A 14490-nucleotide genomic window follows, 5' to 3' on the forward strand; every position below is an offset into this window, starting at 1 on the left:
CAAGGTGCTACCGGGAAGGTGGAACTCGGACCCGGTTGTGAATGGGCTTGCATCATCGTGCATAATCATTTGCAAGACGGTGTGGGCCGCCTGGCGTGCGATTTCGGGTGCGTCGGCGGGCGCCACACCCGCCGCCCGCGGAGGCGGGCAAGACCTGCAGACAAGCACGAAACCGAGGAGCACATAGACATGTCCGATCGCGTCGTACTCGCCTACTCCGGTGGGCTCGATACCTCCGTTGCGATCAGCTGGATCGGCAAGGAGACCGGCGCCGAGGTCGTGGCGGTCGCCATCGATCTGGGCCAGGGCGGCGAGGACATGAATGTGGTGCGCCAGCGTGCGCTGGACTGCGGCGCCGTCGAGGCGATCGTGGTCGATGCCCGCGACGAATTCGCCAACGAGTACTGCCTGCCGACCATCCAGGCCAACGCCATGTACATGGGCCAGTATCCGCTGGTCTCGGCGATCAGCCGTCCGCTCATTGTCAAGCATCTGGTCGAGGCCGCGAAGTTCCACGGTGCGAGCACCGTGGCGCACGGCTGCACCGGTAAGGGCAACGATCAGGTCCGCTTCGAGGTCGGCATCGGCGCACTGGCTCCCGACCTGAATGTGATCGCCCCGGTCCGCGACTACGCCTGGACTCGGGAGAAGGCCATCGCCTTCGCCGAGGAGAACCAGCTCCCGATCAATGTCACCAAGAAGTCGCCGTTTTCGATCGACCAGAACGTATGGGGTCGCGCGGTGGAGACCGGCTTCCTCGAGGACCTCTGGAACGCGCCGACCAAAGACGTCTACGACTACACCTCGGACCCGACGGTGAACTTCGAGGCGCCTGACGAACTCATCGTCACCTTCGACAAGGGTGTGCCGGTCGCCATCGACGGTCGTCAGGTCAGCGTGCTCGAGGCCATCGTCGAGCTGAACCACCGCGCGGGCCGCCAGGGCGTCGGCCGCCTCGATATGGTCGAGGACCGGCTCGTCGGCATCAAGAGCCGCGAGATCTACGAGGCCCCCGGCGCCATCGCGCTGATCACCGCGCACCAAGCGCTGGAAAACGTCACCATCGAACGCGAACTGGGCCGCTACAAGCGGCAGGTCGAGCAGCGCTGGGGCGAGCTGGCCTACGACGGCCTCTGGTTTTCCCCGCTCAAGCGCGCGCTGGACGCCTTCGTCGCCGAAACCCAGCAGCACGTCACCGGCGATATTCGGATGGTGCTGCACGGCGGTTCGGTCGTGGTCAACGGCCGCCGCTCCGATCAGTCGCTCTACGACTTCAACCTGGCGACCTACGACGAGGGCGACAGCTTCGACCAGTCCCTCGCCAAGGGATTCGTGCAGATTCACGGCCTGTCCTCCAAGGTCGCGGCCCGTCGCGATCTCAACCAGAAGTAGGCGTCGCCTTCGCTCGGCCGAGTGCGAGAGATTCAGCGACGGACTTCGTCCGAGTGCGCCTATTAGGCTCGATCGGGTCGGTGCCATCGCGCCGACCCGAAAGGAGCGCCATGCGGACCGACGACGACAGCTGGGATATCGAATCGAGCGTGGGTGCCACCGCCCTCGGCGTCGCGGCCATGCGCGCGGCCGAATCCCGTCGCCCGGACGCGCTATTCCACGACCCCTATGCCGAACTGCTGGTGACGGCCGTCGGCTCGGAGTCGTGGACACGCATCGCCCGCGGTGAGGTCGAAGGTCTCGAGGCGGCCGCGACGCGGGCGATGGGCCCGATCATCGGCTCGTTGATCGCGCGCACCTGCTATTTGGACGCATATTGCCAGGACGCCGTTGCCGACGGCATCGGTCAGTTTGTGATCCTGGCAGCCGGTTTGGATGCCAGGGCCTATCGCCTCGAATGGCCAAGCGGTACAACGATATTCGAGCTGGACCTGCCAAAGGTGTTGGAGTTCAAGGCTGTAGCGCTCGCGGACGTCGAGCCGGTGGCAGACCGACGCGAGGTTGCGGTGGACCTGCGCCATGATTGGCCGACGGCGATGCGGGAGCACGGATTCGACCCGGCCGTACCGACCGCATGGCTCGTCGAGGGACTGCTGCGCTACCTCCCGGCGGATGCACAGGACCGGATGTTCGACAACATCGTGGCGCTGAGCGCTCCGGGCAGTCGCATCGGGATCTACCGCTCGGGACTGTCCGCACCGGACCCGAATGCCATGCGAGAGGTGGAATCCGCTGGAATCGACGTCCGGGTGGACGTCGGCACCCTGTGGTACTCCGACGAAGGCCGCAGCGATCCGATCGACTGGTTCACCGACCACGGTTGGACAGTGACCCGCGCCGACCCGGTCGAGGTACTGCGCAGCCGTGGCCGTGAAGTGCCGGAAGACGCCGTTGCGAAAATGACCACCGACTATTTGTTCACCGCCCGACGACCCGGAGGAGACAGCACACGATGACGCAGAGCGGCAGCACCAACGAAGGGGCGCTCTGGGGCGGACGTTTCGCGTCCGGACCGGCCGCGGCAATGGCCGCGCTGAGCAAGTCCACCCATTTCGACTGGGCGCTGGCTCCCTACGACATTCGCGCGTCGAAGGCACACGCGCGCGTGCTGCACAAAGCGGGACTGCTGTCGGAGAGCGACCTCGCCGCCATGCTGACCGGACTGGATCAGCTTGCGGCGGACGTCAATTCGGGTGCGTTTGCCCCGGCCGAGGCCGATGAGGACGTGCACGGCGCGCTCGAGCGCGGGCTGATCGATCGAGTCGGCGCCGAACTCGGCGGACGACTGCGGGCGGGACGCTCGCGTAATGACCAGGTGGCCACGCTCTTCCGGATGTGGCTGCGCGATGCGGCCCGCCGGATCGCCGCCGGACTCCTCGAAGTGGTCGACGCCCTGGTCGCCCAGGCCGCGGCGCATCCGGATGCGGTAATGCCGGGCAAGACGCATCTGCAGGCCGCGCAGCCGGTGCTGCTCGCGCATCATCTGCTCGCACACGCGCATCCGCTGCTGCGCGATATCGATCGGCTGCGCGACTTCGACAAGCGGGCGGCGGTATCGCCCTACGGTTCCGGCGCGCTGGCCGGTTCCTCGCTCGGACTCGACCCGGAAGCCATTGCGGCCGAATTGGATTTCGATGCCGCGTCGGCGAATTCGATCGATGCCACCTCCGCGCGTGATTTCGCGGCCGAGGCGGCGTTCGTGCTCGCCATGATCGGCGTCGATCTGAGCCGGATGGCCGAAGAGATGATCATTTGGAGCACACCGGAATTCGGCTACATCACCCTCGCCGATGCCTGGTCCACCGGCTCGTCGATCATGCCGCAGAAGAAGAATCCGGACGTCTCCGAACTCACCCGCGGCAAGGCCGGTCGCCTCATCGGCAATCTGACCGGACTACTGGCAACTCTGAAAGCCCAACCGCTGGCCTACAACCGGGATCTGCAGGAGGACAAGGAGCCCCTGTTCGATTCGGTCGCCCAGCTGGAACTGCTGCTCCCGGCCATCGCGGGCCTGGTCTCCACGCTCACCTTCCACACCGAACGCATGGCCGAACTCGCCCCTGCCGGTTTCACCCTCGCCACCGATATTGCCGAATGGCTTGTCCGGCAGGGCGTTCCGTTCCGCGTCGCGCACGAGGCCGCAGGTGCGTGTGTACGCGCCGCCGAGGCGCGCGGCGTCGGCCTGGACGAGCTCACCGACGAGGAATTCGCCACCATCGATCCCGCCCTGACCCCCCAGGTCCGCGAAGTCCTCACCGTGCAGGGCTCGATCGCCTCCCGCAACGCCCGCGGCGGAACCGCAGGCGTCCAGGTAGCAACCCAACTCACCGAAATCCGCAACACCATCGCCACCCTCCGCCCCCTCTCCTCCTAACGCGAGGCCCTCAGCCTCAACGATCAAGATCAGGTGGAACTGAGGGCGGCATCGCCCGAGAGGCCCCACCACCACTGCCACCTGATCTTGATCCAGGCGGGGGTGATCTTTCGATCCGCCGGTGCATACGGTTAATATCGCTGGTTTACGCTGCGCGGATGACCCTGCTGTTGCTGGCGCTGGCCATCGCTTCCGAAATCACCGCGACCGTATCGCTCAAAATCTCAGACGGTTTCACCAAATTGGTGCCCGCGATCATCGTTGTCATCGGCTACAGTGCGGCCTTCTTCTTCCTGTCCCAGGCTTTGAAGCGCGGTATGCCGATCGGGGTCGCCTATGGCATCTGGTCGGCGGTCGGGGTCGCGGCCATCGCCGTCATCGGGGTCCTTTTCCTCGATGAAAGGCTTTCGCTGATCCAGGTCGGCGGCATCGCATTGGTGATTCTCGGTGTCTTGGCTCTGGAACTCGGTGGCGCACATTGACTTCCACGCGGCGAGATTGTCGGTGGGTGGATGTTGAATGACGGCTCATGAAGAGAGATTTCAAGGCGGGGAACTTCACTGCGGATCGACCGGCGGACCCGGCAGCAGTGCCCTTCGCGGGCAATGATCCGGCAGAAGCTTTGGCGCCGTACGGGATCGAGTTACCGGCGGCGTCGGTGGTCGAGCGAACGGTGTCGGGGGCACCGGTGTGGGTCGTGTCGATTGAGTCCGGATATCCGGCGGCAGGGCTGTGGGAACAGGTGCGGGAGGTGCATCCGAAGACCGGATTGTGGCCGGTGCTGACCAAAACCGACACCTGGTATCGGACCGGACCCGAGCGCGGCTGGACACAATCGCGTGAGTGGTCGATCCTGGAACTGCTCGCCGAAGCCGATGCGGCGGACTGGCTGCGCCAGCGATACCGCGAGCGGTCGGGCGACGACTACGAGATTCCACGAGGCGGACCGGACTGGGCCGAGCTGGATCCGGAACTCTACGACTACGACGGATTCGATTGGGTCGACGTATGGAGTATTCGTAGCGATTGCGATGAATTCGATCAGCTTGCCCTGGTACCCGCCGCGAATTCCTGGCTGGTCCCGTATGAACTGCAATGGTCGGGTGCGCTCAACCACGACCTCGACGGCGCCGACCACGCGTTGATGCTGCGCCGGTGGGCGGCCTCGGAGCGCAGCTGTGAACTCGTCGCCTTGGATTCCGACACACTGTGGCTCGCCGTCGCACACGAGCCGGAGCTGACCGAAGACGCCGCGCTCGCGCAGGCCTTGGAGGGGTATCTGTACTGCCCGGACGCGGCCGAACAGGATCGCGATTCACTCGATGAACTCGCAGAATCCATGCTTCGGCAGCTGTGGCGCTTCTGGTGGGACTGATCGGTCTCGTTGCGCCCTGCGCATTTTGCCCAATTCGTCCCATGAGAGGCGGTGGCGAACGTAGCATCGGCCGATGGATCGGACGTTTGCTCAGCTGAGTCGACGCGGGTGACGGTATGGCATCGGAACCGGGCGATATCGTACTCGAGGCCCAGTCGTTGGTGAAACGCTACGGCGGCGTCGAGGCGTTGCGGGGAGCCAACTTTCAGGTCCGCGCCGGTGAGGTCGTCGCCTTGATCGGCGACAACGGCGCGGGCAAATCCACGTTGGTCAAATGCCTTTCCGGGGCCGAACAACCGGATTCGGGGACCATCCTGCTCGACGGTTCGGAAACGGTATTGAGCACGCCGACCGCCGCACGCAAGCTCGGCGTCGAAACCGTGTACCAGGACCTCGCCGTCGCACCCGATCTGGACCCGGCCGCCAACCTGTTCCTCGGCCGGGAACTGGTTCGCCGCGGGTTGGCGGGCAGGTTCGGCATGCTCGACAAGCGGGCGATGCGAACCCAAGCCGTCGAACACTTCCGACGCCTCGGCGTCACACTGCAGAGCGCCGATGTGCCGATCGGCGCACTGTCGGGCGGACAGCGCCAGAGTGTGGCTGTGGCGCGCGCGGTGTTGTGGGCGAGCAAGGTCGTCTTCATGGACGAACCAACCGCGGCCCTCGGTGTTGTGCAGCGCGAGCGGGTGCTCGAGGTGATTCGCAATGTGCGCGACCAAGGCATTGCCGTCGTGCTGATCAGCCACAATATGCCCGAGGTGCTGGCGGTGGCCGACCGGATCGAGGTGCTGCGCCTGGGCAAGCGGGTGGCCCGGTTCGTCGCCGCCGATGCGACGCTGGAGCAATTGGTCGGCGCGATGACCGGCGCGCTGTCACATGAGGACGCCGCATGACGAAAGCAGACCCGAGTGGCGGCACCGATCTGCCGGAACGCACTGTACTGCAACGAATTCTCGGGGCGAGCACGCTGTGGATCGGTGTGGTGCTCGTCGCACTGTGCGTCGTCTTCAGCGTTGTCCGCCCCGACGCCTTCCCCACCCGTTTCACTCTGCAGACCCTGCTGATCGAAACCTCGGTGCTGCTGGTGCTTTCGGTCGGCATGACCTTCGTGATCATCACCTCCGGCATCGACCTGTCGGTCGGCATGGTGCTGATCTTCGCTGGCGTGCTCGGCGCCAAAACGATGGAATGGCTGAGTCCCGACGAGAACGCGACCGGCGCGGGCTGGGGGATTATCGGCCTCGGTCTCCTGATTTCCATTGCGGGCGGCGGTATCTGGGGCCTACTCAATGGCCTTCTGGTGGCGAAGGCCGGGATTCCGCCGCTGATCGTCACACTCGGCTCATTCGGTGCGGCACTCGGTGCGGCACAATTGATCACCGGCGGTGTCGACACCAGAACCGTGCCCGATAAGCTGCGCAACTCGTTGGGTTTCGGGACGTCACTGGGCGGCGTACCGAATCTGGTGCTGGTCGCTGCGGCGGTGACGGTGCTCGCCGCCTGGGTGCTGCACACCACCCGATTCGGCCGCTACACCTACGCGATCGGCTCCAACGAGGAGGCCGCGCGGCGCTCGGGCATAGCGGTCACCCGCCATCTCGTGCTGGTCTATCTGATGACCGGACTGCTCGCCGGTCTGGCTGGATTCATGAATCTTGCCTACTTCGGCACCACCACCATCGGCGGACACGGCACCGACAATTTGGATGCCATCGCGGGCGTAGTCATCGGCGGGACAAGCCTTTTCGGCGGGATCGGCACCATTGTCGGCACGGTCATCGGCGTCTTCATTCCCTCGGTGCTGCGCAAGGGTTTCGTCATCGCGGGGGTGCCGGTGTTCTGGCAGCCGATCGCGGTGAGCGCGGTGCTGGTCGGGGCGGTGTGGTTCGACCAACTGCGCCGCCGGGCCAGGGACCGCAAGTAGAGAGGTAAGCAGTTACAACACTGCGCGAGAAGAAAATAAGGCGGAGGTAGCCAAATGAGGGTGGCGAAGCGGACCGCGGTGGTGATCGGCGCGATGGCGGCGGTCGGCACGCTGGTGGTGGGATGTGGTGGCTCGGTGAATAATTCCGGCGGCACGGATGCCAAGAAATTGGTGCTGATTCCGGGTGTCGCCGACGAACCATTCTACATTTCCATGCAGTGTGGCGCCCAGGACGAGGCGAGCAAACTCGGCTACAAGCTGGAGACGCAGGCACCGACCAAATTCGACGCGGGCGCGCAGACTCCGGTGCTGACCGGTGTCGTGGCCAATAAACCAGGCGGCATCCTGATCGCCCCGACCCATGCGCAGGCGATGGCGAATCCGATCAAACAGGCCAAGGATGCCGGGATCACAATCATCGAGGTCGATACCGCACTGGACGACACCTCGATCGCGCTGTCGTCGATCGCATCCGATAACAAGAAGGGCGGCGAACTCGCGGCGCAGACACTCGCCAAGCTCATCGGCGACAAGGGTCCCGTACTGGTGATCAACACCAAGGCCGGAACCTCCACCACCGACGCCCGGGCACAGGGCTTCGTAGACGCGGTCAAGGCATACCCGGGAATTACCTCACTCGGTGTGCAGTACAACAATAATGAAGCGGCACAGGCGGCTTCGATCGTCACGGCTACGCTGGCCGCCCATCCCGACCTCGCCGGTATCTTCGCCACCAACCTGAGTTCGGCAGAAGGCGCGGCCACCGGACTGCGCAATGCCAATAAGCTCGGCCAGGTCAAATTGGTCGGCTTCGACGCGAGTCCGAAACAGGTCGAGGATCTGAAAGCCGGTACCGTACAGGCGCTTATCGCCCAGGACCCGGCCGGGATCGGCGCGAAGGGCGTCGACGAGGCCGCCGCCGCGCTGGAGGGCAAGCCGGTGACCCGCAATATCCAGACCGATATGGTGGCCATCACCCAGGCCGATATGGATGCCAACTCGAAGTATTTCTACAAGCGGAAGTGCTGACGGAGTCGAGGTCGGTTCCGAGCCCGCTCGGAACCGACTAATCCTCCACTCGCACGGCGTACCCCGAATTCTCCAGCGCGGCAAGCACATCGTCCCGGTGCACAGGACCGCGGGTCTCCAACGTCAGCGATACCTCGACCTCGTCGACCGCGAGCCACCCGCCGGTCCTCGAGTGCACCACATCCACCACACTCGCCCCGGTCTTCCCGACCACAGCGAGCAATCCGCTCAACGCGCCGGGACGATCCGAAATGGTCACGCGCACAGCCAGATACCGCCCAGCCGCACCCAGACCGTGACCGATGATCCTGGTCAGCATCATCGGATCGATATTGCCGCCGGACAGGATCGCGCACACCGGTCCCCGCAATCCGAGCTCGCTTGGCTCGTAACTCATCAGAGCCGCCACCGCAGCGGCACCGGCGGGCTCGACGATCAACTTCGCACGTTCCAGGCACAGCAACAGTGCCTTCGACAGCGCATCCTCATCCACCGTCACTACCGCGGGCACATGCGCCGCGACGTGCGCGAACGGCACCTCACCCGGCAGCCCGACCGCGATACCGTCGGCCATGGTCGACATCCGCGCCACCCGCACCGGCTTGCCCGCCGCCAGCGAATCCGGCCAGGCCGCGGCGTCCGCGGCCTGCACCCCGACTACCCGCACGTGCGGTGCGACATGGTGTAGGGCGATGGCGACCCCGGCGAGCAGCCCGCCGCCGCCGGTCGGCACGATCACCGTCCCGACCTCGGGCATCTGCTCGATGATCTCCAGTGCCACCGTCGCCTGCCCGGCGACGATATCGGCGTGATCGAAGGGATGGATCAGCGTCGCACCGGTGCGTTCGGCGAAATCCAGTGCGGCATCCAGCGAGTCGTCAATGGTCTCACCGACCTGGCGTACCTCGGCCCCATACGCCTTGGTGGCCACCAACTTCGGCAGCGAAGCCCCCACCGGCATGAACACCGTCGAGCGAATCCCGAGCGAGGCTGCGGCCCAAGCCACTCCCTGCGCGTGGTTGCCCGCACTGGCCGCGACCACACCGCGCGCTCGATCTTCCGCCGGGAGGTTCGCGATCCGGAAATAGGCCCCGCGTGGCTTGAACGAGCCGGTGCGCTGCAGGTTCTCGCACTTCAGCCGCACCTCGGTTCCGGCACGCTCTGACAACACCCGCGACGCGACCACCGGCGTCCGCCGAATCACCGGCGCCAATGCCGCCGCGGCCGCCTCGATCCGCTCCAATCCCAGCAACTCCATGCGCCCATGCTGCCAGCCCATGGCACGAATGGGCGGCGACATGGTCGGGAATCATCCGATGATTTCCGCGCCTATCCGGCCTTCGCGATATTGTGCGCGATGGCACCGAGCCGCGCCAGCCGCGCATCGCCCAGGGGCGTCAGCTTACCGCCGAGCCGATTGGTCACGAAAGCCAGCGACATGCCGGTCGCCGGATCAGCGAACGCGCCCGAGCCGCCGAGGCCGAAATGACCGAACGCGGAGACCGGTTCGGCCTTCGACGGCTTCATCGGCACACCGTGGTAGCCCAGCGCCCACGGAATGCGAAACGCCAGAACGTAATCGGGTGTGAAGACCTGGCGTTGGGTGATCTGCTCGATAGTTTCCGGCCGAAGCAACTGGAAGTCCCCGAGTCGGCCGTCGGTCGCGAGCGCGCTGTACATCCTCGCCAGGGCGCGCGCCGAGAAGACCCCGTTGACGCCCGGAATTACCGAATCATGCAGGCGCGGGTCGGAAACCATATCGGCGAACCCGCGCGGGGTGGTTTCCGCGGCCGCCGCGAAACGAGTCCGGCCCATGAGCCGCGCACTGTTCTCCCAGCTCATCCCCGCAACGGTGAGCCTAGGAAAGTTGGTGGCAATGCGACCACGCTCGGATTCCGGCACCTTGAACCAGAGCTCTTCCGCCGCAAGCGGTTCCGCGATCTCGGCACGCAACAGCTCGGTAAAGTCCGAACCGGAGACCCGTCGGATGAGCTCGGCGACCAGGTGTCCGAAGGAGATCCCGTGATAGCCGCTGGTCACCAGGTGACGCGGATCCGGGGAGCAGGCCGCGAGTGCGGCGGTGACCTCGGCATCGTCGAAAAAGCGGGTCACCGGCCCCGGCAGCAGATCACGCAAACGATGCAGACCCGCCCGATGGGTGAGCATTTCCCGCACCGTAATGCGTTCCTTGCCCGCCGCCGCGAATTCGGGCCAGTAGGTGGCCACCGGCTCGTCGTAATCGAATAGTCCGCGCTCGGCCAATCGGTGCGCCAGCGTCGAGACAACACCTTTTCCGGTGGAATAGGCCATGGCCACGGTGTCGGCGGACCACGGCACGCCAGGATGCGCGAATCCGGCCCACACGTCCACCACCGGTTCGCCGTGCTGATAGACCACGAGCGACCCGCCGCCATCGCTCGGCCGGCGGAACAGCCTGTCGAATTCGGCGACCAGGCGCACGTAGCGACGATCCACCGACTGTGTTGCCGTAAGTGTCATCGGTTACCTCTGTCGTTAGACCAACCAACAGCATCGCACGTCGGCGATGTCGCCCATCGAGGTGCCGAAATTCCAACCGTGCGACCGGTCGGTTCGGTGAACTTTTCCTACTCGTCACATCCGTGACCCAGATCGCAACACGGCTCGCATAGCGTGTCCGCATGCCCCCGAGACGACGATCGGCGCTACTGGCCAGGTTGGTTGTCGACGAACCAGGCCGACCGCAGGTGATCCTCGGCGAACTGCGCCGGGTGATTCTGGACGGCGCCGTGCCGCCGTGCACCGTGATCCCGCTGCGCGAGGTCGCCGAATTATTCGGTGTCAGCCATATTCCCGTGCGCGAGGCGCTCAAGACATTGATCGGGGAGGGCCTGGTCACCCATCGGCCGCACGGCGGCTACGCGGTTGCTCAGTTGACCTCAAACGAATTGCGCGAAATGTATATCGCGCGGGAGACCCTGGAAACCGCCTCGCTCGCGGCCGCGGCGCGCAATGCCACCGACGCCGACCGTGCTCGTCTACTAGAGGTGAATTCGCTACTGGAACAGGCGATTCGGGATGACGACCCGGTCGCGTATCACCGCCAGTCACGCCATTTCCACGTGGCCTTGACCAAGCCGTCGAGGATGTTTCGGCTGTTGCACATGCTCGAATCGGCGTGGAATGTCACCGAGCCGGTGCAATCCATGGTGCATATCGGCCGCGCTGATCGGGTGCGCCTGCACACCGATCACGCGCTGATGCTCGATGCGTTCATGGCCCGGGACGTCGATCGCCTCCTGCTGATAGCGGAGCAGCATCACCGCAGGCTGGAGTCGGTAATCGCGACGTTGCCGACCGATAACGGACTGCTCGCGCCGGAAGATATATCGATCGCGCAATAGCCGGGCAATAACTGCGCAATGGTGGGGCAATGCGTGGTTCTTACCGTCGTTTCGATCACAGTTTCACCCTCGGATGGGAAACACCATGACCGAAACGCTCACGACCGTTGCCCCGCCTGCGCCCGCCTATGACCCACGGCTGACGAATGCGGATCTGGCCCCGCTGCGCAAGCAGACCTGGGGTTCCTACAACATATTCGCCTTCTGGATGTCGGACGTGCACAGCGTCGGTGGCTATGTCACCGCGGGCAGTCTGTTCGCACTCGGACTAGCCAGCTGGCAGGTACTCGCGGCGCTGCTGATCGGCATTACCATCGTCTATTTCTTCTGCAATCTGGTCGCAAAACCGAGCCAGGTGACCGGGGTGCCCTATCCCGTCATGTGCCGCAGCGCATTCGGGGTGCTCGGTGCGAATATCCCGGCCATCATCCGTGGCCTGATCGCCGTCGCCTGGTACGGGATTCAGACCTTTCTCGCCTCGGCGGCGCTGGATGTCGTACTAGTGAAACTGTTTCCGAGCCTGGCCCCGTATGCGGTCGTCGACGACTATGGGTTCCTCGGTCTCTCACTGCTCGGATGGGGCAGTTATCTATTGCTGTGGGTGGTGCAGGCCTGCGTGTTCTGGCGGGGGATGGAATCGATTCGCAAGTTCATCGACTTCTGCGGTCCCGCTGTATATGTCGTGATGTTACTGCTGTGCGGCTATCTGATCGCCAAGGCGGGTTGGAGCGCCATCGATCTGAAGCTCGGTGAGGTGAAGTACACCGGATGGTCCTCGGTGCCGGTCATGCTCGGCGCGATCGCGCTGGTGGTCTCCTATTTCTCCGGTCCAATGCTGAACTTCGGCGACTTCTCCCGCTATGGAAAGAGTTTCGCGGCGGTGCGGCGCGGCAATCTGCTCGGGCTCCCGGTCAACTTCCTGCTCTTCTCGCTGCTGGTGGTGATCACGGCATCGCTGACGGTCCCGGTCTACGGCGAGCTGATCACCGATCCCGTTGCGACGGTGGCACGTATCGACAGCACCTTCGCGATCGTCCTGGGCGCGTTGACCTTCACCATCGCCACCATCGGCATCAATATCGTCGCCAACTTCATCTCACCGGCCTTCGACTTCTCGCATGTCAGCCCGCAGCGGATCAGCTGGCGCGCGGGCGGCATGATCGCCGCGGTCGGCTCGGTCCTGATCACGCCGTGGAATCTCTACAACAATCCGGAGGTCATCCACTACACCCTGGAAGTACTCGGCGCATTCATCGGTCCGCTGTTCGGTGTCCTCATCGCCGACTACTACCTGGTGCGCAGACAGCAGGTCGACGTCGATGACTTGTTCACCCTGTCACCGACCGGAACCTATTGGTACAGCAAGGGTTACAACCCGGCGGCCGTCATCGCCACCGCCGTCGGCGCGATCGTAGCGGTGATCCCCGTGCTCGCCAAGAACGTCACCGGCATGTACACCGCCGCGCAGTACAGCTGGTTCATCGGCTGCGGCCTCGGTTTCCTCGTCTACCTGCTGGCCATCCGAACCCGATTGGCAGTGAAGGGAGTTATCGCCTGATGCGCATCCGGGTCGTCAACCCGAATACCACCCGGGCGATGACCGACACGATCGAGCGGTGTGCCGAGGCCGTCGTGGGTCCAGGCACACTGCTCGACGCGGTCACCGCCGAAATGGGACCCGCGTCGATCGAGAGTCACTACGACGAAGCCCTCAGCGTCCCAGGCATTCTCGATGCCATCCGGCGCGGCGAACAGGAGGGTATCGACGGCTACGTGATCGCCTGCTTCGGCGATCCGGGTTTGGATGCGGCAAGGGAACTGGCACGCGGCCCGGTAATCGGCATCGCGGAGGCGGCAATGCGCACCGCGACTCACCTCGGCGGCGGCTTCAGCATCGTCACGACGCTGAGCCGCACCATCGGCCGCGCCGACGAACTGGTGTACCGCTATGGCATGCACCGCTTTTGCCGTGGCATCCACGCCTGCGAGATTCCGGTGCTCGCGCTGGAAGATCCGGATGCCCGCAAAATCATCACCGCGGCCTGCGGCGACGCAATCGATGCCGACGCATCCGATGCGATCGTCCTCGGTTGCGCGGGCATGGCCGAACTGTGCGATCACATTCGCGACGAGGTCGGCGTACCGGTTATCGACGGCGTCGCCGCGGCCACCATTGCCGTCCAGTCGCTGATCACCCTCGGCCTACGCAAATCGGGTAGGGGAGAGTTCGCTACGCCACCGCCGAAGTCGTACCGCGGTCTGCTGCGCTCGTTCGGCTCGAAGCCCTGAGCTATCAGGCCGCGACTGCGGTGGTCAGGGTCTGCATGGCGGCATCGAGATCGTCGACATCTACGACGAGGCGGGTGAACCCGGGACCGGCGAGGTCGATGAGAATGGCTTGGCCGTCGAATCTGGTGTCCCAGAACTCTTTTCGTCCCTTGCCTCGGTAGGTGCCCGCCGCGATCACACCGGGAAAGAAGGTGCCCGGTGCGCGGACCCACGGCGGGCGCAGATCGACCGGGGCGGGGGTGACACCTTTGACATCGGCTAGATCGAAGGTCACGTGCTCGCGTAGGGCCAGCAGTCGGTGCCCGCCGAGCACATGAACCGTCACCTTATCGTCTGTGACTTCGACTTCGACCATCGTGCACCTCGCTGATTCAGGACCTCGTATGCAATCCAGGATCCGAGTCGGTCCTGTTCGCACCCTGTGTCGTTCCTGTGATTTCTCGAAGGCTTTGCCCGGTGTTACAAGTGGTGCATGTCGGCACAGAAATACATTCTGAAACATAGATATGCGCATCAAAGCATGTGGCCGAATCTAGGTCTCAGCCGGCAGTTGCCCCGAACCGAAAACCAGCAAGGAGGGGACTCTCGCTGCTCATGCTCGAGGGTTTCCACTGGGCTACTGCCTGCGAGCCAATCGAATCGGTCAGTGGCGAAAGACACGGCC

The 14490-nt window shown here is 64.6% G+C and carries 14 protein-coding genes; 11 read left to right on the forward strand and 3 right to left on the reverse strand.

Going from position 1 to position 14490, the window contains the following annotated elements:
* The first annotated feature begins 189 nt into the window (after nucleotides 1-189).
* The 8 genes from ACIBG0_RS29865 (at nucleotide 190) to ACIBG0_RS29900 (ending at nucleotide 8154) form a co-directional block, all read left to right on the forward strand.
* Nucleotides 190-1392 (forward strand): argininosuccinate synthase, encoded by a 1203-nt coding sequence (locus ACIBG0_RS29865; protein WP_397036879.1) that lies wholly within the window; start codon nucleotides 190-192, stop codon nucleotides 1390-1392.
* 110 nt (nucleotides 1393-1502) lie between these two features.
* Nucleotides 1503-2408, forward strand: coding sequence for an SAM-dependent methyltransferase (locus ACIBG0_RS29870; RefSeq protein ID WP_397036881.1), 906 nt, complete (start codon nucleotides 1503-1505; stop codon nucleotides 2406-2408).
* Complete coding sequence (gene argH / locus ACIBG0_RS29875) at nucleotides 2405-3826, forward strand: argininosuccinate lyase (RefSeq protein WP_397036882.1); 1422 nt, start codon at nucleotides 2405-2407, stop codon at nucleotides 3824-3826. Before ACIBG0_RS29870 ends, argH begins: the two co-directional genes overlap by 4 nt.
* A gap of 158 nt (nucleotides 3827-3984) precedes the next feature.
* Nucleotides 3985-4308: a DMT family transporter gene (locus tag ACIBG0_RS29880; RefSeq protein ID WP_397036884.1), complete on the forward strand. Its 324-nt coding sequence runs from the start codon at nucleotides 3985-3987 to the stop codon at nucleotides 4306-4308.
* Between the two features lie 47 nt (nucleotides 4309-4355).
* Nucleotides 4356-5201, forward strand: coding sequence for a DUF4253 domain-containing protein (locus tag ACIBG0_RS29885; RefSeq protein ID WP_397036886.1), 846 nt, complete (start codon nucleotides 4356-4358; stop codon nucleotides 5199-5201).
* A 116-nt stretch (nucleotides 5202-5317) separates the two neighbouring features.
* Nucleotides 5318-6094 (forward strand): ATP-binding cassette domain-containing protein, encoded by a 777-nt coding sequence (locus ACIBG0_RS29890; protein WP_397036887.1) that lies wholly within the window; start codon nucleotides 5318-5320, stop codon nucleotides 6092-6094.
* Nucleotides 6091-7125, forward strand: a complete 1035-nt coding sequence (locus tag ACIBG0_RS29895) for an ABC transporter permease (protein WP_397036889.1) — start codon at nucleotides 6091-6093, stop codon at nucleotides 7123-7125. The genes ACIBG0_RS29890 and ACIBG0_RS29895 overlap by 4 nt, the downstream gene beginning before the upstream one ends.
* Nucleotides 7126-7179: 54 nt before the next feature.
* Nucleotides 7180-8154 carry an ABC transporter substrate-binding protein gene (locus ACIBG0_RS29900; protein WP_397036891.1) on the forward strand — a complete coding sequence of 325 codons (975 nt, stop codon included), beginning with the start codon at nucleotides 7180-7182 and terminating at the stop codon, nucleotides 8152-8154.
* A 37-nt stretch (nucleotides 8155-8191) separates the two neighbouring features.
* Here the strand turns inward: ACIBG0_RS29900 and ilvA are convergent, their stop codons facing one another.
* A complete protein-coding gene (gene ilvA / locus ACIBG0_RS29905; RefSeq protein ID WP_397036892.1) occupies nucleotides 8192-9412 on the reverse strand; it encodes a threonine ammonia-lyase in 1221 nt (406 codons plus the stop codon).
* Nucleotides 9413-9483: 71 nt separating this feature from the next.
* Nucleotides 9484-10653, reverse strand: coding sequence for a serine hydrolase domain-containing protein (locus ACIBG0_RS29910; RefSeq protein ID WP_397036894.1), 1170 nt, complete (start codon nucleotides 10651-10653; stop codon nucleotides 9484-9486).
* 161 nt (nucleotides 10654-10814) lie between these two features.
* On the opposite strand from ACIBG0_RS29910, the gene ACIBG0_RS29915 reads away from it, so the two are divergent.
* From ACIBG0_RS29915 to ACIBG0_RS29925, 3 genes are all read left to right on the forward strand, one after another.
* The gene (locus ACIBG0_RS29915; RefSeq protein ID WP_397036895.1) at nucleotides 10815-11537 is read left to right on the forward strand and encodes a GntR family transcriptional regulator; all 723 of its coding nucleotides are present in this window, start codon (nucleotides 10815-10817) and stop codon (nucleotides 11535-11537) included.
* A gap of 85 nt (nucleotides 11538-11622) precedes the next feature.
* The gene (locus tag ACIBG0_RS29920; protein WP_397036897.1) at nucleotides 11623-13095 is read left to right on the forward strand and encodes an NCS1 family nucleobase:cation symporter-1; all 1473 of its coding nucleotides are present in this window, start codon (nucleotides 11623-11625) and stop codon (nucleotides 13093-13095) included.
* On the forward strand, nucleotides 13095-13826 hold the full coding sequence (locus ACIBG0_RS29925) for an aspartate/glutamate racemase family protein (RefSeq protein ID WP_397036899.1): 732 nt from the start codon (nucleotides 13095-13097) through the stop codon (nucleotides 13824-13826). Before ACIBG0_RS29920 ends, ACIBG0_RS29925 begins: the two co-directional genes overlap by 1 nt.
* Nucleotides 13827-13830: 4 nt before the next feature.
* On the opposite strand, the gene ACIBG0_RS29930 is transcribed toward ACIBG0_RS29925, so the two are convergent.
* A complete protein-coding gene (locus tag ACIBG0_RS29930) occupies nucleotides 13831-14181 on the reverse strand; it encodes a hypothetical protein (protein ID WP_397036901.1) in 351 nt (116 codons plus the stop codon).
* Nucleotides 14182-14490 lie beyond the last annotated feature (309 nt).

It is taken from the genome of Nocardia sp. NPDC050630 (assembly GCF_044457245.1).
In the GTDB taxonomy this organism is placed as follows: domain Bacteria; phylum Actinomycetota; class Actinomycetes; order Mycobacteriales; family Mycobacteriaceae; genus Nocardia.